The sequence below is a fragment of the Lysinibacillus sp. G01H genome (assembly GCF_028872195.1).
Taxonomy (GTDB): domain Bacteria; phylum Bacillota; class Bacilli; order Bacillales_A; family Planococcaceae; genus Lysinibacillus; species Lysinibacillus capsici.
Map to the genome: position 1 here is coordinate 1522369 of NZ_CP118397.1, position 23934 is coordinate 1546302.

Consider the following 23934-nt stretch of genomic DNA (forward strand, 5'->3'; position numbering starts at 1 on the left):
TTTTTATTTTGCTCATCAAAAAGATTAGCGTTTTATTATTCAAAAGTCAATGTGTAAACAAGGACAAAGAGGCGTCAAGGTAATGACGCCTCTGTTTTCGTCTCCGGTTTTGTATAATCTAGTAAAAATTCCACACGATTTCTACCATGGTGTTTGGCCTGATATAAAGCCTTGTCACATCTAGATATTAAGGAATGAATTGTATCGCCCATCACAAAGCATGTCACACCAAAGCTTCCTGTTTTGTGACCAACAACTGGAAATGAATGCTGTTCAAGCTGCTGTCTTAGATTTTCAGATAGCTGCACAGCATCCTTTAAATGGGAACATGGGCAAATGACTAAAAACTCTTCACCACCCCATCTACCAACGATGTCCTCAGCTCGTACATTATTTTTCAATAGCTCTGCTACAGTTTGTAATACAATATCGCCTACCTGATGACCATGTTCATCATTAACGGCTTTGAAGTGATCAATATCTAACAGAATCGTAGAAAGAGGTGTTCCATTTCTTTGAGCTTGTTCTAATTCTTTTTCTAATACATCATCTAGGCGTACACGATTTGGAATCTGTGTTAGATGATCTGTGTTAGCTAATACTTCAAGCTTCAGCTTCGCTAATTCAAGCTCTTGGGTGCGAGCGTGTACTTTCTCTTCAAGTTGCTCATTTAACGTTTCTTGCATGATTTGATGTTCTTTTTTGATAATATTGATTTTATCTCCTAATGCTAAAGATAAAAAGATTGATTCAAAAATAGCTCCAATAGCCGGAACCTCCTCAAATATACGTGGATGGAACGGGATCACACTTAAAAAGGCTAGTGCTTGAACGATAATGGAGCCAAGTAAAACCGTCCAACCAATTAGATAAAATCGAGCCATTTTTTGGCCCTTTACTAATACAAAAATGCCTGACAACCATAAAAAAATAAAGACAACAACAGCAAAGCTAGTTGTAAAATTGTTGGTGATGGACACATCCGGAATGATAAAGGAGGCCATTAAAGAACAGATCGTAATCCATAAAAGCAATTTCCCTATTTTGTGGAATAGCGGTAGAAATTTTTTTAACTCTAAAAATTGAATGCAAAATAAAAGCATAAATACAAGCAAAAGATTTCCACTGACTGTTAAAGATTTGATAAAGAACGCTTTAGGCAACCATGATCCTAATAATTCAATGTCTAGTGAATTTAACGTAGCTTGATAGAAAATAAAGCTCAGCATATATAAAACATAGAAGAAATATGCTTTGTCTTTTAATGAAAAATATAAAAATAAATTATAAATTAAGAGGGCGGATAAAAAACCATAAAAGATACCTGTTAAAAATTTATATTCGCTGATCTTGTTGATGAAACTGATTTCACTATAAAGATAGGATGTTATACTGAATGGTAATGCTCCGTCTAACTTGAAATAAATTTCACGAATAGCAGGATCATTGATTTGAAATAAATTAGATCGTGAAGGTATCGATTGCTCCCCTAGATTGGCGATTCCTCTTTTTTGTACCTCGTAGGTCCCATCTGCTTTAATGACATACATATCAATGCTATCTAGTTTATCAGTTACCTCTAGCCAATAGGATTTATTTTTATCTATTAAAATATCATCCAAGGATAAACGTAACCAAATAGTATCTCTCGTATGCCAGAAGAATGGATACGATTGATTACTAGCAACAAAAGAATGGTCATGAACACCACTCAATAAATCTTCGATAGAGGCCTTTTTGGAAGTGTCTCGAAAAATTTCATAATGCTGTCCTAACACAATAGGATCTAGCAGCTTATCTGTTGGGCTGATTGCACTAACAGGGGGGATGAGAGCGAACATAACTAGGATAATAAGTGTGAATAAATTTATTCTTCTGACTATTTTATTTTCCATGTAAGGGTCATAGCTCCTATTCTACAGTTACTAGATTATATGTAAACAATTGAATAGCCTATTACAAGATATTTGCCACAACATTATTATAGACCATAACAGCAAGATTGAGGACGAAATAAAAGGATAGTTCCTGATAATATAAGGTCTAACAAACAGCATGGAGGCTTATATTATGTCAAAAATTCAGCAATTCTATGATTTACATTTTTCACAAGAGCTATTATTTATTGGGAATGCTTGGGATGTTTTATCAGCATTATCATTAGAAAAGGCAGGCTTTCAAGCAATCGGCACAACAAGCTGGGGCATAGCGAACACACTTGGCTATGCGGACGGTGAACAAATCGATTTTCAACGACATCTAACAATTATTCAATCCATTACAGAGCAAGTCAACATACCCGTATCAGCAGATATTGAAGCAGGGTATGGCCATGATGAACAAAGTATTATCGACAATGTTTTGAGAACGGCAGATGTGGGAGTAGCAGGGATTAACATTGAAGATTCCCTTAAACATCAAACAGGCTTAAGAAGCATAATTGAACACTGTTATTTATTAACAAACATGAGGAAAGAATTAGATAATCATGGCTATAAAGATTTCTTTATAAATGCTCGAACGGATACGTACTTTCAATTGGAGCAACCATTTGAGGAAACAATAACAAGAGCAAAAGCTTATATTGAGAGCGGAGCAAGTGGTATATTTATCCCAGGCTTAACAGATGCCAATGAAATAAGCACGGTGACTTGTAATATAAATGCGCCCATTAATCTTCTTTCTTTACCTAATTTAACGAATGTCAAGCTGTTAAAAGAATTAGGGGTGAAACGTTTTAGCTTTGGTAATGCACTTTCAGATAAAATAATTGCGCATTTAACAAAGCATGCTGCAAAATTATTAAAAGACCAAGATACTTCTGTGTTATATATTTAGTCGATGGGAATGAGGTGAAATAATCATGGACGATGCAGTCAATTTATCATTTGAGGAAAAATGGGAAAAGATCATAATGTGTGATCAAACCTATGATGGGCTTTTTTATACAGCGGTTAAAACTACTAAGATTTATTGTCGTCCTTCCTGTAAATCCAGAAAACCGAAAAAGATGAATGTTGAATTTTATGAAGATATCCAAAAGGTAGAGGCGGCTGGCTATCGGGCATGTAAACGATGTCAGCCTGAAATCGAACATTCCCCACACACGCAATTGATTAAAAATGTCACGACTTTTATGATGAACGAATATAAACAAAGAGTGACTTTACAGGATATGGCGGAGCATGTTGGCCTCAGTCCCTTTCACCTTGAACGACTATTTAAACAAGAGACTGCTGAGACACCCCGAACGTATTTAGAGAAAATCAGAATTGATAAGGCTGCCCATCTATTAAAACATACCGACTTTACAAATTTAGAGATATGTTATGAAGCTGGCTTTCAAAGTCCATCTAATTTTTATAAAGTTTTTCGACGGATCAAAAATTGTTCACCTACAGAATACCGTAACTTATCGTAACAGGGGGACATGATATGAAATGGACAAACGATGTTGGTTATTTAGTGATCGAGTTACCACAAGCATTTAATTATAGAGAGTGTTTGCATTTCTTAAAGCGCTCACATCACGAAATTCTTCACCATATAAAGGATAATGTGCTCTACAAATTATTGAAGATTGATGAACAGTTTATTTTATGTGAAATAACTGATCAAGCCCATAAAATAATAGTAACATTTCCAATGAAACAGCCAGCTAGCCATGAACAGGCAATCATCGCAAAATATGTCGCAGAGTGGTTTGATTTAACAAAGGATTTGCAGGGGTATTACCAGATGGCTGAAAACGATCAAATCTTAAGTTCACTTGTGAAAAAATATAGCGGATTACGGTTAATCGGGATTCCTGATTTATTTGAGGCATTAGTTTGGGCAATTATTGGTCAACAAATAAATTTATCTTTTGCCTATACGTTAAAAAAGAGATTTGTCGAGCAATTTGGAGAATATATTTACTTTGAAGGGCAAAGCTATTGGCTGTTTCCAACGCCAGAGAGAATAGCTGTTATTGAGGTAGATAATTTGATCAACCTCCAATTTACACGGCGGAAATCAGAATACATTATTGATATTGCCAAAATGATCGCAAGCGGTCAATTGACAAAAGATTTGCTGTGTCAACAAGAGGACTACGAAGCCATGAAAAAAAGATTAATGGACATTCGAGGAATTGGAGCATGGACAGCAGATTATGTGCTTATGAAGTGTCTGCAACAACCGACAGCATTTCCTATAGCAGATGTTGGTCTGCATAATGCTTTAAAAAAACAACTAGGCTTAGAACGAAAACCAACAATTGAAGAATTAAAGAACTATGCGGAACATTGGCAAGGCTGGCAAGCTTATGCCACCTTTTATTTATGGAGGTCACTGTATGAAACGGTATAAATTAGATTATCCATCACCAATTGGGATTATAGAAGTTGAGGGAAGTGATACAGCAATTGATGCCATTAACTTTGCAGAGCGAGAGCAAGTCGTTAATGCTCCTCAGCAAGACACACCTGAAGTTTTACTAGAATGTGTTAAGCAATTGCATGAATATTTTCTAGGTGATCGTCAGGAGTTCTCATTTCCTTATGTTTTTCAAGGTACAGATTTTCAACAAGCTGTTTGGCATGTTTTACCGAGTGTAGGATTTGGTGAAACGGCTTCATATAAGGATATCGCCATTGCTATTAACAATGAAAAAGCTGTAAGGGCTGTTGGTAGTGCGAATGGTAAAAATAATATCAGCATTGTTGTGCCATGTCATCGAATTATCGGCTCCAATGGAACGCTGACAGGTTATGGAGGCGGGATGTGGCGCAAAGAATGGCTGCTTCAGCATGAGCAGACACATAAAAATCCATCCAAGTAACGCCATTCATCAGCGTACGTTATTTCGCCATTTGTACACAGTATAAAAAAGAGGTTATTGCAAAAAATAAGACCGTCAAAACGGCGGTTGTAATGACTAGTCTTTGTCATTTTATCGCTTCTTATGACACCTCCCTGCTAAGAAATATAGCTTGGAGTATTGAAAATAAAGGAGGTGTACACATGAGCGTGCTTTATAGAATCGCCTTAGTACTAGTTATTATAGGTGCAATCAACTGGGGACTCATTGGATTCTTTAGATTTGATTTAGTGGCTTATTTATTTGGTGGACAAACGGCGGTCTTATCTCGTTGGATTTATGCACTCGTTGGTCTTGCTGGGCTAGTTTCGATTCCAATTCTTGTAAAGCGATTTGAAGACGAGGATAATGTGGATACATTCACTCGTATGGATAGAAATCCTAGCTATGGCATGGAGGCTGGGGAAGAAACAGATTTCTCAGAAGTAAGAAAAACGGAAGAGAAAAAAGAGAACAAGTAGTTAAACTGTAAAAACTGGTGACCATGTTGGTGTGTCAGTTTTTTCGAAATATTCGCGTAGTTATTGACTACGCGAATATTTATTTTTTAGGATTAGTCCTGATTACTTGGAAATGCAAAGGAAGAGGTAACGTCATTCCCTTGTTCTATCCATTTTTCTGAGATGGTTTTCGCTTTTGTGAAGAAACGTACTTGGTCAGGTCCAAACATATGCCCCTCACCAAATCTTGAACGTTTCCAGCCACCAAAGTTATGATAGCCTACTGGAATAGGAATCGGTACATTGACACCTACCATACCTACTTCAATTTCAGTGGTAAACTTTCGAGCTGCTGCACCATTGTTTGTAAAGATGGTTACACCATTTCCTAATTCATGGGCATTAATAAGGGCTATAGCTTCCTCTAATGTTGCCACGCGGACGACATTCCGTGCAGGTCCAAAAACCTCTTGTTCATAAATTTCCATCCCAGGCTTTACATGATCGAGTAATGTAGGTCCAAGATAGAAACCGTTCGATTGTTTGGCAATTTCCGGATTTCGCCCATCGCAGACCAGTGTTGCGCCTTCTTCTAGGCTACGATCGATATAGCCAATGATGGCATCCTTAGATTGCTGAGTAATGACTGGTCCAAAATCAACTTCGGCATCTGTATAGGGACCCACTTTTAATTTGGCAATTTTATCGGCAAGAATACCCACTAATTTATTGGCTGTATCCTCACCAACAGGAATAATGGTAGACAGTGCCATACAACGCTGGGAGGCCGCTCCATAGGCAGCCCCTAAAAAGGCATTTGCTACATGCTCTAAGTCAGCATCTGGCATAACCACCATATTATTTTTACCTCCCCCTAGTGCTGTGACACGCTTCCCATGTTTAGAGGCTGTAGCATAAATGGCTTCTGCAACTGGCGTAGAGCCTACAAAGGAAATCGCTTCAATGGCTGGATGGCATAACAGCTCATTCACAGCATCTTTGTCCCCATTAATAACAGTCCAAACCCCATCTGGTAAGCCTGCCTCTTTCCACAGCTCTGATAAAAATAATGCGGAGCAAGGAACCCGCTCTGACGGCTTCAGAATCACACAGTTTCCTACAGCCACCGCCATGCTTGTAATTGCTAGCGGTACCATGACAGGGAAATTAAATGGTGAAATAGCCGCTACAATGCCTAATGGTTCTTTCAGAGAATAGGCATTGATATGACCACCAACATTCACCGAATACTCTCCTTTAAGTAAATGTGGAGCATTGATAGCTAAATCAACAGATTCTAACCCGCGAGTAATTTCGCCCTTGGCATCCTCAATCGTTTTGCCACTCTCTGTACAAATCATATCAATTAGTTCATCGATATTTTCTGTTATGAGTTGGCGGAATTTAAGGATAATTTCAGCTCGTTTACCAACTGATAAGGCACGCCAAGCAGGAAAAGCCGCTTGGGCAGCAGCAATCGCCTCCTGTACCTCTTGTTCTGTTGCCAAAGGTACGCGAGCAATGACGGTACCAGTGCTTGGGTTGAATACATCTGAAAACTGGCCGCTTTTCCCTAGAACTGTTTGTCCATTGATAAAATGACCTAAATCCTGTATGTCTGTATTCGTTACCATCTAGTTATTCCTCCTACAGTTTAATAGAATGTAAAGCTTGTACAAATTTTTCAACAATGAAATTCTTCTCATCTGAGGAAATATTCAGAGGAGGAGATAAGGTTAACACATTATTGAAACCTGCCACGGTTACCCCGTTTTTCCCAATGATTAACCCTTGTTCCTTGCATTGTGTGATTACTTTGTTCACAAGCGTAATGTCGAGCGGTGTTTTGCTGTCTTTATCTTGTACTAGCTCTACGCCAATTAATAAGCCTTTCCCACGAACATCCCCAACATTCGGGTGCTCCTTTAATTGCTCCTGTAATGTAGTGAGTAATGTAGCACCTAGAGCAGCCGAGTGGGCAAATAAATTTTCCTTTTCCATTATTTCAATATTTTTTAATGCGACGGCACATGCTGCTGGTGATCCACCGAATGTGTTGACATGACGGAAAAAGTCATATTCCTCAGTTCCAGCAAACGCCTCATAAATTTCACGACGAACAGCTGTAGCAGACAGTGGCATATAAGCGCTTGTTAAGCCTTTCGCCATAGTCACAATATCAGGCTGGATGCCGTAGTTTTGGAATCCAAAAGCTTTGCCTGTACGACCAAAACCACAAATGACTTCATCGACAATGAGTAGTGCGCCATGCTTCTCACAAACAGCTTTAACTCCTTGTAAGTAACGGTCGTGGGGCATAATTACCCCACCGCCAGTAATAATAGGCTCCATAATGACTGCTGCTATGGAATCTGACATTTCCCAAGTCATAACATGATCGATTGCTTGGACGGATGGTAATGCACAAGGGTCCTTACTTTGAATATGGTCCTCATTAGCACGATAAGTGTCAGGTGGTGTGACATGTAAAAAACCTGGTGCCAGTGGCTCATATTTATATTTTCGTTGAGCTTGTCCAGTTGCTGCAAGAGCACCCATCGAGCTACCATGATAGGCACGGTAACGAGAAATAATTTTCGTTCGATTGACGTGACCTTTTTGTTGATGATATTGTCTAGCAATTTTGAAGGCTGCCTCATTTGCCTCAGAGCCACTATTAGAGAAAAAGATGACATAATCATCCCCTAAAAGCTCATTAATTTTTTCACTTAATTGAATAGCAGGGATGTGCCCAATAGATAATGGGGTATACGTATTTTCTAGCAGTTGCTCATAGGCAACTTTGGCAATCTCCTCACGTCCATAGCCAACGTTCACACACCATAAACCTGCCATTGCATCTAAATAGCGCTTACCTTCAATGTCAGTAATCCATGCTCCTTTAGAGGATTGGACGATCATTGTTGCATTTGGATTGTAGGGCTTCATAGAATGCCATACAAATTGTTCATCTTTTACTTGCCAATTGGGACTTGTTACATTTGTCACGAAGCTTCACTCCTTCTAAACAGGTAGTTGATTAGCATGCATATGTTTTCCTCAGATGTGGACAACAAAAATGCACAGTCGCCCCCATTTGTACTTTATATGTATGCTTCCAGAATTTTAGAAGGAGTATTTAACGAGAAAGACAATTCAGTTAATTTAAAATTGTGACAGGCTATTGATGCATTAAGACATCCTCAATTAAAAAGGCAATATACAAATTAGTCTTCGTAAAGGGATTGCCTAAGTCCATATCTAATAGCATTTCAATTTTCTTAATTTTATAGAGGACCGTGTTTCGATGTATAAATTGACGTTCACTAATCCTGCTTGTACTGCCATTTTCCTCAACGAAAATCCGTAAAAAAGGTACATAGTCTGTCCCATGTAATTCATCGTAGCGATAAAGCTGTCCTAAAATATCCTGACTGAACGATTTCATTAGGGGCTGATTTTTCACAGCCATCAATATTTTATAGGCACCGATTTCTTTATACTTATACAAATAACGGTTGTTATGAAGCTGTGCTAAATGGATGACGGTTAAGGACTCATCATAGCTTTGGCGAACATTTTCTAGCTCTTTATGAAAGTTACCTTTGCCGATAATAATATCCAAGTAACCATTTTTTAGTGTGATTTTTTCATAGATTTCTTCCACAACTTTTGAGAAGGGGATATTAGGTGTATTGATTTGTGCTTTATCAATTAAAAAGATGAGGTGATTTTTATGCTTTAATTTTAAGAAGCGTTGATAGCGATTTTGAAAAGCGAATTGGATCATGACCTCATAACGGTCAATAGCTGTTTGAGAGCCGATGGTTGTACAAGTTATGATCGCTAATTCTCTTCCTTGAGGAAATCCTAGCTGTGCTAGTTGATCTTTCATTGTGTTAGTGTTTTGTTTGTAATGAAATAGTAGATTGAAAAGAACCTTTTCTTCGATAGAAAGCTCTTGATGGTGATTGGCAATAAATTGAAAGGTAGTTTTTAATAGATCAGCAATGCGATAATTCCATGGCATTTGAAAAATAGGGAAATCATGTTGATTGGCAAAAGAGATGACGGCTTCTGGAATGCTAGGAATGAATGGTCCTGTATTAATGATAAAGCCAGCTACTTTTTTCGTGTATGCCTGTTTGACAAGATGTTCCAAGGAGTCTTGCTGCGCATCTAAATGAATGCCTGTTGTGACAACCAATTCATTGGGTCTACAAAACATGATTAAATCACTGCTTTCCACAACATTAATACCAGTAACTCTGCGATACGTACCACTATGTCCAGCGACTAATGTGAGCATTGGGAAATGAACTCCCTCTACAATTTTACGAATCGTCCCCATACGTTCCCCCCTTAATTATGAACATAACTTACCATATATGATGTGCAGTTGCACATATTTTTTTAGTTTACTATCCATATCTCACAAATTTTATCTATTTTAGAATGTTTATTAACTACTGTGAAAGAGAGGACTTGCATATGTATAAATGTAATAGTAGACGATTGCAAGAGTTAATTGAACAATTTAGTCAATTTGGGGCCACCGAAAATGGTGGCGTCACACGTTTGTCTCTTTCGAATGAGGATGTATTAGCAAGAAACTATTTTTGTGAGTGTTGCAAAACGTTAGGAATGGATATTCAGGTGGACGATATGGGCAACATTTACGCCACTCTTCCTGGTAAAAAGAATGTGCCACCCATTGTCATGGGTTCCCATCTAGATTCAGTAGAAAAAGGTGGAAAATTTGATGGTGTGTTAGGTGTACTAACAGCGATCGAGGCCATTCGAACAATAAAGGAAAATGATATCGAAGTGGACATTCCTCTTACGATTGTCAATTTCACGAATGAAGAAGGGGCACGTTTTGATCCAGCCATGATGAGTTCAGGCGTCATCACCTCGAAATTTGACAAAGAAAAAATGCTCCAATCTACGGATAAAAACGGCATTCGTTTTCAACAAGCTTTACAAGCAAGTGGCTATGAGGGAGAGCAAGCCAATCGTCTGAAGGAAGCACTTGCGTATATCGAATTGCATATTGAACAAGGGCCAGTATTAGAAGCAAAACAGCAGGAAATTGGTGTGGTTGAGGGTGTGCTAGGTATGGTCTGCTATGAAATTACAATTAGAGGGCAATCAAACCATGCAGGTACAACCCCAATGTCAATGCGTAAAGACCCAATGATTGTGGCATCAACCATCATTAAAGAGCTATATGAACAATTAGGAAAAGTTGACGAACAACTTGTTTTTACTTTTGGTCGTATGAATGTTTCCCCAAATATTCATACCGTCATCCCAAATAAGGTGACATTTACAATTGATTCACGTCATCAAAAACCAATGGTCATGCAACAGGTTGAGGATATTCTCAACGCGCTTCCTGAGACAGCAGGCGGATGCCATATTCAGCCTGTAAAATTATGGGGAAGAGATACCGTATATTTTGATAGTGCGATTTGCAATGAAGTAGAAAGAGCTTGTCAAAGCTTTGGCTATTCATCTCATCGTATGTTTAGTGGCGCAGGACATGATGCACAGTATATGGCAAGTATGGTTCCTTCCGCGATGATTTTTGTTCCAAGTATTCAAGGGAAGAGTCATTGTGAAGAAGAGGAAACGGCCTTTGAAGATTGTGCAAAGGGCGCAGATATTTTATTGGAAACGGTGTTAACGCTACAAACGAAGTTTAGTATGGGCGAAACATATACACTGCATTAACTATCAAGCATTCTCTAATTTTGTGATGAAGGGTGAGAGGCATAGTGAAAAAAATCATTAAAGGTGGACGAGTAGCAACAGCTGCTGATGTATTTGAGGCAGATATTTTAATTGAGAACGGTAAAATTGTTCAGATTGGACAAAATTTAACGGATGCTGGCGCTGAAATTATTGATGCTACAGGCAAGTACGTATTGCCTGGTGGCATTGATCCCCATACGCATTTAGACATGCCATTCAATAACACGGTGACGGATGATGATTGGAAATCAGGCACCATTGCAGCGGCTTTTGGTGGGACAACTACGATTTTAGATTTCTGTTTAACAGCAGGAGAAGAAAAATTATCGACAGCCGTAGAGAAATGGCACGACAAGGCAAAAGGAAAGTCTGCTATTGACTATGGCTTCCACTTGATGATTGGTGATCTAACACCTGAAACCGAAGCTGAATTACCACAATTATTGGAGCAAGAGGGCATTACTTCTGTCAAGGTCTTCATGGCTTATGCAAAAGAATTCCAAGCAACAGATCGTACACTATTTAAAGCCTTTAAAATCGCTAAGGATCTTGGTGCGATAGTGATGGTTCATTGTGAAAATGGCTCTGTTATAGATGAGTTAGTAGAGGAGGCAAGACGTGCTGGACATAAGGAACCGATCTATCATGCACTAACTCGTCCAGCGGAATTGGAGGGAGAGGCAACAAAACGTGCTATCGAATTAGCGCATATAGCTGGTGCGAAGCTCTATGTGGTGCATGTGACATGTAAAGAAGCTGTAGATGAAATTATTGCTGCTCGTGAAAAGGGCTATGATGTTTATGGTGAAACTTGTCCACCGTATTTAACGCTTGATCAATCCGCATTAGCGCAACTAGGCTTTGAAGGAGCCAAATATGTTTGGTCACCGCCACTTCGTCCTAAATATCATCAAGAACATTTATGGAATGCCTTAAAGGCAAAACAGCTACAGACGATTGGCTCAGACCAATGCTCCTTTAGCTTTAAAGGTAAAAAGCAGTTAGGCTTAAATGATTTCTCGAAAATTCCAAATGGCGGACCATTCATTGAAGACCGCTTCAGTATTTTATACTCAGAGGGCGTGGCAAAAGGCAGAATTTCCATCAATGAATTTGTAGATATGATCTCTACTAGTGCCGCAAAAATATTTGGCTTATTCCCGCAAAAAGGAACGATTGCAATTGGTTCAGATGCGGATATCGTCATTTTTGACCCAGAGGCACAGCGCCAAATTTCAGCTAAAACACATCATATGAATGTGGACTATAACCCATATGAAGGCTGGGAGGTAACAGGTGAGCCTGTTAGTGTACTCGTACGTGGGGAATATGTCATTAAAAATAAAGAATTTGTAGGTGTACTTGGCAGTGGACGATACATTAAACGTCCATTAAAAACAGTAGCTGCGGAAGCACTAAACATTTAGCTTCCTGCAGGATAGGACCGATTGTTTTGACTGGAGAGCAAAGCAATCGGTCTACGTAATTAGGGTACGGAAAAAATGAACACATGAGGGGGATGTGGAAATGGTTCCGATTCAAGAAAATGCAATGACCGTTCAGCTTAGACGTAATTTTGTAGAATTAAAAGGTAAGATGACAAAGAATGAGGCTATTGAGGAAGCCAATCGTTGTCTGTATTGCTATGACGCACCATGTATTAAAGCATGTCCAACAAGTATTCAAATACCCAATTTTATAAAAAAAATTGCATCTGGTAATATGAAGGGTTCTGCTACGACTATATTAGAAGCAAACCCAATTGGTGCAAGCTGTGCAAGAGTTTGTCCAACGGAAGAACTGTGTGAAGGGGCGTGTGTCTTAAATTCTTCAACAAAGCCAATTAAAATTGGTGAGTTACAACGTTATGCAACGGATTGGGCAATGGAAACCAATGCTCAGCTATTTAAGGCAGGTCCACATAATGGACAGAAAATAGCCATTGTAGGGGCAGGTCCTGCTGGTTTGTCTGCAGCTCGTGAGCTCAGTCGCTTAGGCTATCAAGTAACTATTTATGAAGCTGAAGCGAAGGCTGGGGGCTTAGGAAGCTATGGAATTGTAGCATTCCGATTACCAAATGATGTCGTAGATTGGGAAGTAGAGCAGATTGAACAGCTCGGTGTGGACATTCAAACGAATACAGCTGTAGGTGTGGATATTTCTGCAGATGAAATTTTGGCGCACTATGACAGTGTGATTTTAGCTGTTGGTATGGGTGCTGTCCCAAACTTGGGCATTGATGGAGAAGATTTAGAAGGGGTACATGATGCAATTGAGTTTATTCGAAAAACAAAAATGGGACCGCTTACAAATGATATTGTAGGGAAACGAGTAGCAGTAATCGGTGCTGGAAACACGGCGATAGATGGTGCTACAAGTGCGGTACGTTTAGGTGCAGACAATGTACAAATTCTCTATCGCAGAACAGAAAAAGAAATGACAGCATACAAATTTGAATATGAATTTGCCAAGCAGGATGGTGTGGAATTTAAATGGCTAACTGCACCTAAAAAAATTATTGGCAACGAAGCAGGAAAGGTGACAGGCATTGAATGTGTGAAAATGAAGCTCGGTGAGGCAGGTCCTGATGGTCGACAACGCCCTGAAGAAGTAAAGGGCTCCAATTTTATCATTGAAGTGGATGCTGTTATTAAAGCCATCGGGCAAACTCGTTTTGTATCGTTAATTGAAGCCTTTGGTTTAGCTCATACAAATGGTGTCGTAGACATTGATGAGACAACAATGCAAACGTCCAATGACAAAGTATTTGCATGTGGAGATGTTGTCTTTGGTAATGGACAGGGTGAAGCGATGGTAGTGACCGCTGTACAGCAAGGAAAAGATGCAGCATATAAGATTCATGAACGTCTAAGAAAACCAAGTGAGATTGCATAAAGTGAACCTTCAATCAGTGGAGGTTCTTCCTCCACTGATTGTTAGATTCACCAATCGGGTTTTTACAGGCTGTTAACCCTCTTCAGAATGATTATACAGTATCTTATGTTCTGAAATGGTGGTCATACAGCCTGTTAATACGGGATAAAGTGAACCTTCAATCAGTGGAGGTTCTTCCTCCACTGATTGTTAGATTCACCAATCGGGTTTTTACAGGCTGTTAACCCTCTTCAGAATGATTATACAGTATCCTATGTTCTGAAATGGTGGTCATACAGCCTGTTAATACGGGATAAAGTGAACCTTCAATCAGTGGAGGCTCTTGCTCCACTGATTGTTAGATTCACCAATCGGGTTTTTACAGGCTGTTAACCCTCTTCAGAATGATTATACAGTATCCTATGTTCTGAAATGGTGGTCATACAGCCTGTATCTGGCACTATGCTTTCAGTTGACAAAAGATTGTTAGTACGGTTAGAGGGGGAACTTATATGGCAGACTTACGCATTAATTTAGCGGGCATCAAATCGCCGAATCCATTTTGGCTAGCATCTGCTCCACCAACGAATTCAGGCTATCAAGTACAACGTGCATTTGAAGCGGGCTGGGGTGGCGCAGTTTGGAAAACGTTAGGAGAACCTATTTTAAATGTGTCTTCCCGTTTTGCAGCAGTTAGCTATAATGGCCAACGTGTAGCAGGCTTTAACAATATTGAATTAATTACGGATCGACCATTAGAAGTGAATTTACAAGAAATCTATGAAACGAAAAAGAAGTTTCCTAACCACGCAATTATTGCCTCGTTAATGGTGGAACCAAAGCAAGAAAAATGGCATGAAATTGTGAAACGAGTAGAAGATGTGGGGGTTGATGGTCTTGAGCTTAACTTTGGTTGTCCACATGGGATGGCAGAACGAGGCATGGGTTCTGCCTCTGGTCAAGTCCCTGAATTGGTGGAAAAACAAACGTACTGGGTAAAGGAAGCGGCGCGTACACCTGTCATTGTTAAACTAACGCCCAACATTACGGATATTACCGTGACGGCGGAAGCGGCAACACGAGGTGGAGCAGATGCTGTGAGTATGATTAATACGATTAACAGTTTAGCCGGTGTTGATTTAGATTCTTGGAATACCGTACCACATGTGGCTGGAAAAGGAGCTCATGGGGGCTATTGTGGTCCAGCAGTTAAACCAATTGCACTAAACATGGTTGCAGAATGTGCTCGTAATCCATTAGTCAATGTACCGATATCAGGTATTGGTGGCATCTCGAATTGGCAGGATGCAGCAGAATTTATTTTAATGGGTGCGACAGGCGTGCAGGTATGTACAGCAGCGATGCACCATGGCTTTAGTATTGTAGAGGATATGATTGATGGTCTAAATAATTATTTAGATGATAAAGGTCTAGCTTCCGTCATGGAATTAGTTGGTCGCTCTGTGCAAAGGTATTCAAACTGGGGTGATTTAGATTTAAATTATAAAATTGTCGCAGAAATTAATAATGATGTTTGTATTAATTGCAATAAGTGTCATATTGCTTGCGAAGATACATCCCATCAATGTATTGACCTTTATACGGAGGATGGTCGCCCAATGCTAAAGGTTCGTCAGGAAGACTGCGTAGGCTGTAATTTATGCTCAATTGTTTGTCCTGTTGATGGTGCCATTTCAATGGTTGAACGTCCATCCACAATTCCGCCAATGACATGGAATGAACGCCAATCACTTCTTAGCAGTCTATCAAAATAAAGGACCGTTGTTCAATTTTGAAGAAAGATTAAAATCGAAATTCCACCTTCCTTCAGCATTTTGGGTGAAGGAAGGCACTTCAAGTAGGTTGTCACGGAAATTAGGAAAAAAGGAGAGAAACATTATGGAACGTGAAGGGAATTATTTAAAATCCCCAGATTTACTTCCAGTGACACATCAACAAAGAAATATTGGAACATTTGGTTTTGCGGTAATTTGGATAGGAATGGCAATTGTATTAGCGGCTTTTGCCATTGGTGGTTCGGCTATTATGAGTTTATCCTTACCCATGGTGATTGTGGCAACATTGGTAGGTTCTTGTTTAATTGGCGTCTTTATGACGTTAATTGGTGATATAGGAATAGAGCATGGATTATCTTTCCCTGTTTATATGCGTGCACCATTTGGCACATTCGGTACTCATATACCTTCCCTTGTACGTGGTATTACAGCTGCCTGTTGGTTTGGTTTGAATACGTACTTTGGTGCCTTAGCGATAAACGGAATTTTAAATTTATTGTTTGACTTTGATAATTGGTTTATCTGCTTCCTTGTGTTTGCAGCGCTTCAACTCTTTAATACATCACTTGGTATTAAATCCATTGAGCGATTTGCCGATTTAGCAGCCCCTGTCATTATTTTAATTTCTTGTTGGATGTATTACACATTGGCAGATAATGCAACATCTCAGGGGAAAAATATTTGGACGTGGGTGGAAACCCCAACAACAGGCTTCGCTGCTTTTACCGCCTTTATGGTAGTAGTGATGGCAAATATGGGCTTTTGGGCAACATTAGCAGCTGATATGCCATCCTTGTCCCGATTCTTTAAGGCACCTAAAAATGAGCGTAATTGGTTTAAGCGTAATAAAACACAGCTTGTAGGCTCTTTAATTGTTATGCCCATTACAAACACATTCATTGTTACGATTGGTGCAGTTTGCTATATGGCAGTTGCCTCGGCAGACCCAATTAATGCCTTACAGCAAAGTGCAAGCGGCTTTATTCTTGGGATTCTATTGCTGATGATTGTATTAGCACAATGGTCGACAAATACCTCTGCCAACGTTGTACCAGCAGCTACTATTTTCTCTAATATCGGGGGGCCAAAAGTGCCATTCTGGGTAGGGGTAGTTATTGCAGGGATTATTGGTATTCTTGCACAGCCTTGGAGTCTATTTGATGTCATGGTCAATGTCCTATTAATCATTGGCGGTATTTTAACAGCGATTGTAGGTATTTTATTTGCTGATTACTACCTGATTCGTAAACGGCGTGTACATGTAAAAGAGCTTTATGAATTAGATGGGCAATTTAAATATTATAAGGGCTTTAATATGGCTGGGTTAATCGCCTGGGTAATCGGTGGTGCAGTTGCCAATATATTTTCAACTTACTCTTCTTTAGTAGGGTTCGCTGTAGGCGCGATTGTATATTATGTATTAGCGAAGTGTTGGTGGTTTAAAAAGTATCCACAAGCTGAGCTAGATGATCCAAGTGATGCCAAATATTTAGGTATTACAGTCGGATATAATTTAGATGAAATATTTGGCCAACCAGCAGCTCCAACGGCGGTCCCAAATGAAGATGAACTGGTGGAGCAACCAGATCCTCTGTTAGAGATGAAGGGTGCCGAGTAAGTGAGACAACATCAAGACATTTTCAAAAGAAGGTGAGGTGATGGCATGTCTGAATTCCAACAAAGCACAGAGGAAATTCAAAAAGTAGATCATTATTTAGATAGTGGCTTTAAAATCAAATATGTCTACGAAAATTTAAGTGGGATGTTTGTAGAATTTGCACGTCAAGAAGAAGTGACTTTGCTACAAATTCTAACAGCAGATGCACGTAAATACTTCTCTGCTAAATTACACGAACAAACTTTATTACAATAACGAAGCAAACTCTATTCCTTTCGACTTGAACGGAATAGAGTTTTTTGAATTTTCTGATTTAAATAATGTTGAAATAACATGATATTTCGTACAAACATCAATTAAATCGTCGTTATTACCTATTTTTCGTTATTCTATTAAAATAGCAATATTTTTTGTTTTTCCTAAAAATACATTTGTCTTTTTTAGAAAAATTGATTATTATTTTAAAGTAAAAACATCGTAGAAAGAACAACAGGAAAAGAGGCGTTATGGAGTGGCCAATAAGGAATTGAAAAGAGGATTAGAAGCACGTCATATTCAAATGATTGCACTTGGCGGTACGATTGGTGTTGGGCTATTTATGGGCTCAGCAAGTGCTATTCAATGGACGGGACCTTCTGTACTCCTTGCCTATGGTATTGCAGGTATTTTTATTTTTTTCATTATGAGGGCAATGGGTGAGATGCTTTATATGGAGCCAAGTACAGGCTCTTTTGCCACATTTGGCTATAAATATATTCATCCTTTAGCAGGGTATTTAACAGCTTGGAGTAACTGGTTCCAATGGGTTATTGTTGGGATGTCTGAAATTATAGCAGTAGGAACGTATATGCAATATTGGTATCCAGAATTACCGGCTTGGATACCTGGTCTAATTGCAATGGTGATTTTAGGTGTGGCGAACTTCATTTCTGTCAAATCATTTGGAGAATTTGAATTCTGGTTTGCGATGATTAAAATTGTTACGATTATTTTAATGATTATTGCAGGGGTCGGACTTATCTTCTTTGGCTTTGGCAATGATGGGATAGCAATCGGCTTATCCAATCTGTGGAGTCACGGTGGCTTCTTTACAGGTGGCTGGACAGGATTTTTCTTTGCCTTATCTTTAGTTGTTGCGGCCTATCAAGGGGTGGAGCTCATTGGAATTACGGCGGGAGAAGCAAAAAATCCGCAGAAAACAATTACCAATGCGATTCAAAGTATCATTTGGCGTATTTTAATTTTCTATATCGGTGCAATCTTTGTCATTGTTACAGTGTATCCTTGGGACGAGCTTGGCACAATTGGTAGTCCTTTCGTTGCGACATTTGCTAAGGTAGGTATCACAGCTGCTGCAGGCATTATTAATTTCGTCGTCATCACTGCTGCAATGTCAGGGTGTAACAGTGGAATCTATAGTGCTGGACGTATGTTATATACACTTGCTATGAATGGACAAGCACCAAAATTTTTCGCAAAGCTTTCTAGTAATGGCGTGCCTTTATTTGGAACAGCGGGTGTATTAGTGGGGTTAGTTATTGGTGTTATACTAAGCTATATTGCCCCTAAAAACTTATTTGTTTATGTGTATAGTGCAAGTGTTTTACCAGGGATGATTCCATGGTTTATCATTTTAATAAGTCAAATTCGTTTTAGAAAAGAAAAGGGAGCGCAGCTAGCTAAGCATCCTTTCAAAATGCCGTTCGCACCGATTACAAACTATGTAACAATCATCTTTTTAATCATGGTACTAGTCGGCATGTGGTTCAATGATGATACACGCGTGTCATTAATAGTGGGTATTATTTTCTTAGTTCTTGTAACCATTAGCTACTACGTATTTGGTATTGGTAAAAACCGATACAGCAAAGATTCTATAGAATAGCGTAAAAGGATGCATCTCTAAATGGGATGCATCCTTTTTGTATGGCTATTTTTGCTAGCACAATTTTTACATAATTAAATGAAAAAAAGACAAACTACTAAAAATTGAATGATATGGACTGGTATTTATCGGAACAAAAGGGGTGGAGCGAAAATGAACGAGATACCCGAGCAGATTGTCGCTAAATTAAAGCAGGAGATTAACGAAGTCGATGACGTAAAACTGAAAATGATTGCTACAGAAGAAGGGGATGTGACGGTCATTTATTTCTCCTCACTCATCGAAAAAATGACCTTACAAACCATGGTGACGATTCCACTAGCTAATAATTTGAAACAAATTCATCAAATGGCTCAATATGTGGACCCGAAGGATGTGAAAGGTGTCGTTAAAAAATTGAATGCTGGGCAAACCCTTCTTTTTTTTCACGAAACCAACGCCCTATTAAGCGTCGATACGTATAGCGCACCTACAAGGGCCATTACGGATACGGAAACAGAGTCGACTGTAATTGGTCCACAGGATGCATTTACAGAATCATTAGAAACGAATATATCGTTAGTGAGAAGACGTATTCAAAGCTCCATGCTAAAAAATGAAAATCGAATTGTTGGGTCAGAAGCCAATATTAAAATATCGATTATGTATATGGATAATATCGTGAGCCATGAAAATTTAGATGATTTAAGAAACCGTATTGACCAGGTAGATTATCCGTTATTTACGGATATATCCGTGTTGAAGCAATTAATTGAGGATAATCCATTATCGCCCTTTCCACAATACTACATGACAGTCCGTCCAGATAGTATTTGCCGTTATCTTCTGGATGGGAGAATCGTCATTTTTATGGATAATAGTCAACTAGCCATTGTCTGTCCCACATCTTTTTTTGAAATGTTCGTGTCGATTGAGGATTACTACAACCGTTGGACAACAGCATCTTTATTAAGGATGCTGCGCTTTTTTGGTTTTTTCTTAACGATCATGATTACACCAATGTATATATCAGCCTTAACCTTCCATCCAGAAATTTTGCCATACGAATTATTACTAAATCTTCAGGAATCAAGAAGTAAGGTACCTTTTCCTCCACTGATTGAAGTATTATTTATCGAGCTTATTATTGAAGTGTTGCGAGAAGCGGGCTCCCGAATGCCTGCCAAAGTCGGACAAACAATTGGTATCGTAGGAGGTATTGTAATTGGTACAGCGGCTGTAGAAGCTGGATTACTTAGTAATATACTCATTGTATTAGTCGCTACCTCAGCGCTACTTTCCTTCTTACCGCCAATTTTCTTAATGAGTAATACAAGTCGTTTTGTAAGGTATATTTTTATCTTATCAGCAGGGCTGTTTGGCTTATTTGGACAGATGCTCGCCTTTGCGTGGTTGATTCACCATCTATTAAGTCTCAAATCTTTAGGAACGCATTATATGACACCTGCCATTCCAAGAAAGCCAACCGATTTATTAGATAGTGTCATCCGATTTCCAACTAAATATATAAGAAGTAAGACGGGTATTTCAAAAGCACAGAAAAAATAGCGCCAAAAGAGAATGAGGTGGTCAACTTTGAATACAACAAAAGGAAAGGTGTTAAATCGTTATCATGTCATCTTCTTAGCACAAAGTATTATGATTGGTACTGGTATCCTTTCACTACCTCAAAAATTAAGCTCCATGGGCTATACACAATCATTTATGCCACTTCTCTTCGGCGTGATTGCCAGTCTGACGCTATTTGCAATGGTATGGCTTTGTTCGAAGTTTCCCAATGATGATTTATTTCGAATGAATGAACTATTATTGGGGAAATGGTTCGGAAAGTTTATAAATCTACTCGTCATTATTCAATTTATTGTTTTTAGTGCAGGGATTATTAGTAATTATATGCACTTAATTCAAAGTACAGCTTTGCAAGAACAAACCATTACCATGCCTGTCCTTTGCTTTTTAGTGTTACTAATTTACATTGTAAGTGGGGGTATTAAATCTATTGCACGGTTTTGTATAATGACATTTTTTATTACCATTGGATTATTCTATTTTACGCGCTGGGCCATTGAAAAAGGTGATCCAAGTCATTTTTTACCTCTATTTAATTTTACGCCTCGGGAATTTTATGAAGCGTTAAAGCAAGGTTATTTTTCTATACTAGGTTACGAATTAATTCTATTTTATTTTCCATATATCATCGATCAAAAAAAGGCATTTCGTCATTCCTTAATCGGTATTTGGATTAGTATATTTTTATGTTTTATCACAACAGCTATTAGCGTCATGTATTATTCAGAGTGGCAATTAAAAAATGTAGAGTTTTCAGTATTAAACCTATTTAAGGCAGGAGAATTTACCTTTATCGAGCGAATCGATATTATTGGCATTACGCTTTGGGTTTTTCTAATCTTATCCTCGATTACAGCCTATGTATGGTGTGCAAAAAGGGGTATGGATACCTTCCTTAAAAAGAAAAAACAAAGTTATCAGCTGTATATCATCGCCTGTATCATTTTCTTTATTGTAAAAATGCCCTTTTCGCGTGAATTCCAAGAAAAATTATTTATGGCAAGTAACTATGTGGGCTATGTACTGCTGATTTGGCCAGTGCTTTTAATCCTGATATATGTTATTCGCAAAAAGCAGGTGCAGGTATGAAAAATAAACGTCTATGCATCATTTCTTTTTTGATTTTAATTTTACTTGCAGGCTGTTCTAAAAAAGAATTAAAAGTTCCTCTCGAGGATGTTGGGATGGTAGATTCGATGGCCTTTGATTATATCGATGAAAACCAGATGAGACTCACAGTAGCGATCCCCCAATATTCTCCTGAAGCAGAAAAAGACACACAAACTTTTTCTATCACAACAGATTTAGTATCAAGCGGCATCGTGGAAATAGAAAAGCAATCCGATAAGAAAATAGTCTTTAATCAATTGCGCGTTGTCTTAGTAAACGAAGATTTTGCGCGGAAAGGGAATGTTCGAAAAATTGTTCAGCACTTGTATCGCAATGCGGAAGTAGGTAATAAAGTATTAATAGCTGTTGTGAAGGATAATGCGGAAGCGATTTTAAAAGGGGATTATCCTGATAAGCCAAGTATTAATTTTTATTTGAACAATCTATTAGAGCCGAGTATTAATACTGCTTTTAACCCCAATACCAATATTCATGATTTTATGTACTCGATTACAAATCCTGTAGTGGATACAGTATTACCCTATGTAGAAAAACGAGGGGAGAAATTAGAGATTAAAGGTGTTGCCATATTTAAAGGGAATCATATGCACGAATTAATTAAACCTGAGGAAGCACTAGTTATTCAAGCTTTAAGTGGACAGAAAAACCTTGCTCCTTTGCACCTTGATTTAAATGCAGGACATGGAGAGGAAAAGGTAATGATTGATTTAATCGAGAGCAGTGTGAAAAAAGAGAGTAATAAAAATATGGAATCACCCAAATTAACGATTTTCTTAAAAATAAAGGGTACATTAAGCGAATATAAGGGAGAAAGAGAATCACATTTATTTACAGTTGAAAGGATTAGTGATCTTGAAAAAGATGTGAATAAACAGCTGGAACAGGATATTAGTGAATTTTTAGCGCGATTAAATAAAACAGAGGTAGATCCAGCTGGCTTAAGTGAAGAATTTAGAATGTATCATCATGGAAAATGGACATCGAAAAAAACAAGAGAGCTTATTAGAAAATTAGACGTGAATGTCCATGTAGAAACATCCATTATTAGTACAGGTACTTTAAAATAACAGCAAAGACCCATTCGATAAGAATAGGTCTTTGCTGTTAGTGTGTTTTTCGCATAATAAAGCTTAAATGTCTTCCAGCTTGTTTGTCTTGACGATAAGAAAAGCCATCAGGACTAAGGAATGTACAGGTTTCATCAATTTGTATTTGATTCGCTGGAATACCCGCAAGCTCACATTGCTTTTTGACTGTTTGCTGATTATCAATATGGTATTTTTTCGTTTCTGCATTGTAATACATAAATTCTTCGGCATAACCAAGACTGTGAAATTTTTCATAAACATCTGCGTCTACCTCAAATTTCTGCTGACTCAGTGCCATACCGATTTGAACATGAAAGTCCTCAGGTCGACACTGTTCTTCATTCATAAGATGCTGAAACAGTTTGGGTGTTATTTCTTTGACTGTTCCTTGCCATCCCGAATGAATCACACCGACAAGTCCATTCACAGCATTATAAAAAATAACGGGCACGCAATCTGCCGTAAAACTACATAATAGTAAGTTAGGCTCTACGGTATAAAGCGCGTCTGTATTCTTCACCGCTGTATCCATTTGCGCAGCTCCTCGTCCTTGATCGGCTAATGTGACTTTATGAAAGTTCGCACTATGTGTTTGCTCTGTACAAATAAAATTTTGTAAATCACAGTTCAATGTCACAGCTAAATGCTGACGATTGTTAATGATAGCTTGAATATCATGGCAACTATGCAAAGCCATATTATTGTGTTCTACTTCCATCTCATCTTTTAAGGTCGTTCCCGCGATAAATTGCTCATTATCTATATACATTTTTATTTTCATTTAATCACCTCATTTTACTATATAGGATTGCTTATGGAATGTATAGGTTGCCGTTTTTTACTATTTAGCTACTCCTTTACCCGTCTATCAAACTTTTAGACATAAAGAATCGATTCCCTCATATAGTAGAAGGA

The 23934-nt window shown here is 38.4% G+C and carries 20 protein-coding genes; 15 read left to right on the plus strand and 5 right to left on the minus strand.

The genetic code is table 11. The features are described 5' to 3' along the window. Window positions 1–74 precede the first annotated feature (74 nt). Complete coding sequence (locus tag PSR12_RS07405) at window positions 75–1895, minus strand: sensor domain-containing diguanylate cyclase (protein ID WP_274772367.1); 1821 nt, start codon at window positions 1893–1895, stop codon at window positions 75–77. A 175-nt stretch (window positions 1896–2070) separates the two neighbouring features. On the opposite strand from PSR12_RS07405, the gene PSR12_RS07410 reads away from it, so the two are divergent. From PSR12_RS07410 to PSR12_RS07430, 5 genes are all read left to right on the plus strand, one after another. After that, window positions 2071–2838 (plus strand): isocitrate lyase/PEP mutase family protein, encoded by a 768-nt coding sequence (locus PSR12_RS07410; protein WP_274772369.1) that lies wholly within the window; start codon window positions 2071–2073, stop codon window positions 2836–2838. A 25-nt stretch (window positions 2839–2863) separates the two neighbouring features. After that, complete coding sequence (locus tag PSR12_RS07415) at window positions 2864–3421, plus strand: bifunctional transcriptional activator/DNA repair enzyme AdaA (protein ID WP_274772371.1); 558 nt, start codon at window positions 2864–2866, stop codon at window positions 3419–3421. Window positions 3422–3435: 14 nt separating this feature from the next. Continuing rightward, complete coding sequence (locus tag PSR12_RS07420; RefSeq protein WP_274772373.1) at window positions 3436–4350, plus strand: DNA-3-methyladenine glycosylase family protein; 915 nt, start codon at window positions 3436–3438, stop codon at window positions 4348–4350. Continuing rightward, a complete protein-coding gene (locus PSR12_RS07425; RefSeq protein WP_274772375.1) occupies window positions 4337–4822 on the plus strand; it encodes a methylated-DNA--[protein]-cysteine S-methyltransferase in 486 nt (161 codons plus the stop codon). Before PSR12_RS07420 ends, PSR12_RS07425 begins: the two co-directional genes overlap by 14 nt. Before the next feature lie 182 nt (window positions 4823–5004). Continuing rightward, on the plus strand, window positions 5005–5322 hold the full coding sequence (locus PSR12_RS07430; protein WP_274772377.1) for a DUF378 domain-containing protein: 318 nt from the start codon (window positions 5005–5007) through the stop codon (window positions 5320–5322). Window positions 5323–5414: 92 nt separating this feature from the next. On the opposite strand, the gene PSR12_RS07435 is transcribed toward PSR12_RS07430, so the two are convergent. From PSR12_RS07435 to PSR12_RS07445, 3 genes are all read right to left on the minus strand, one after another. After that, window positions 5415–6935, minus strand: a complete 1521-nt coding sequence (locus tag PSR12_RS07435) for a CoA-acylating methylmalonate-semialdehyde dehydrogenase (protein ID WP_274772379.1) — start codon at window positions 6933–6935, stop codon at window positions 5415–5417. A 13-nt stretch (window positions 6936–6948) separates the two neighbouring features. Continuing rightward, entirely contained in the window at window positions 6949–8310 is a 1362-nt protein-coding gene (locus PSR12_RS07440; protein WP_274772381.1) for an aspartate aminotransferase family protein, read from the minus strand. Window positions 8311–8482: 172 nt separating this feature from the next. After that, window positions 8483–9652, minus strand: a complete 1170-nt coding sequence (locus PSR12_RS07445) for a PucR family transcriptional regulator (protein ID WP_221680637.1) — start codon at window positions 9650–9652, stop codon at window positions 8483–8485. Window positions 9653–9792: 140 nt separating this feature from the next. On the opposite strand from PSR12_RS07445, the gene PSR12_RS07450 reads away from it, so the two are divergent. The 10 genes from PSR12_RS07450 (at window position 9793) to PSR12_RS07495 (ending at window position 22998) form a co-directional block, all read left to right on the plus strand. Continuing rightward, the gene (locus PSR12_RS07450) at window positions 9793–11037 is read left to right on the plus strand and encodes a Zn-dependent hydrolase (protein ID WP_274772384.1); all 1245 of its coding nucleotides are present in this window, start codon (window positions 9793–9795) and stop codon (window positions 11035–11037) included. A gap of 44 nt (window positions 11038–11081) precedes the next feature. Beyond that, window positions 11082–12485 (plus strand): dihydropyrimidinase, encoded by a 1404-nt coding sequence (gene hydA, locus PSR12_RS07455; RefSeq protein WP_274772386.1) that lies wholly within the window; start codon window positions 11082–11084, stop codon window positions 12483–12485. Between the two features lie 100 nt (window positions 12486–12585). Further along, complete coding sequence (locus tag PSR12_RS07460; protein ID WP_221680640.1) at window positions 12586–13953, plus strand: NAD(P)-dependent oxidoreductase; 1368 nt, start codon at window positions 12586–12588, stop codon at window positions 13951–13953. 491 nt (window positions 13954–14444) lie between these two features. Further along, window positions 14445–15707: an NAD-dependent dihydropyrimidine dehydrogenase subunit PreA gene (gene preA / locus PSR12_RS07465; RefSeq protein WP_274772388.1), complete on the plus strand. Its 1263-nt coding sequence runs from the start codon at window positions 14445–14447 to the stop codon at window positions 15705–15707. A gap of 124 nt (window positions 15708–15831) precedes the next feature. After that, window positions 15832–17346, plus strand: a complete 1515-nt coding sequence (locus PSR12_RS07470; protein ID WP_274772390.1) for an NCS1 family transporter — start codon at window positions 15832–15834, stop codon at window positions 17344–17346. Between the two features lie 45 nt (window positions 17347–17391). Beyond that, on the plus strand, window positions 17392–17601 hold the full coding sequence (locus PSR12_RS07475; protein ID WP_004232753.1) for a hypothetical protein: 210 nt from the start codon (window positions 17392–17394) through the stop codon (window positions 17599–17601). Between the two features lie 256 nt (window positions 17602–17857). Continuing rightward, entirely contained in the window at window positions 17858–19231 is a 1374-nt protein-coding gene (locus PSR12_RS07480; protein ID WP_221680643.1) for an amino acid permease, read from the plus strand. Window positions 19232–19384: 153 nt separating this feature from the next. Then, window positions 19385–20779, plus strand: coding sequence for a spore germination protein (locus tag PSR12_RS07485; RefSeq protein WP_257521730.1), 1395 nt, complete (start codon window positions 19385–19387; stop codon window positions 20777–20779). Window positions 20780–20806: 27 nt separating this feature from the next. Then, window positions 20807–21889 carry a GerAB/ArcD/ProY family transporter gene (locus PSR12_RS07490; RefSeq protein ID WP_257521731.1) on the plus strand — a complete coding sequence of 361 codons (1083 nt, stop codon included), beginning with the start codon at window positions 20807–20809 and terminating at the stop codon, window positions 21887–21889. Then, window positions 21886–22998: a Ger(x)C family spore germination protein gene (locus tag PSR12_RS07495; protein WP_257521732.1), complete on the plus strand. Its 1113-nt coding sequence runs from the start codon at window positions 21886–21888 to the stop codon at window positions 22996–22998. Before PSR12_RS07490 ends, PSR12_RS07495 begins: the two co-directional genes overlap by 4 nt. Before the next feature lie 37 nt (window positions 22999–23035). Here the strand turns inward: PSR12_RS07495 and pgeF are convergent, their stop codons facing one another. Continuing rightward, the gene (gene pgeF, locus PSR12_RS07500; protein WP_274772396.1) at window positions 23036–23800 is read right to left on the minus strand and encodes a peptidoglycan editing factor PgeF; all 765 of its coding nucleotides are present in this window, start codon (window positions 23798–23800) and stop codon (window positions 23036–23038) included. Window positions 23801–23934: the final 134 nt, after the last annotated feature.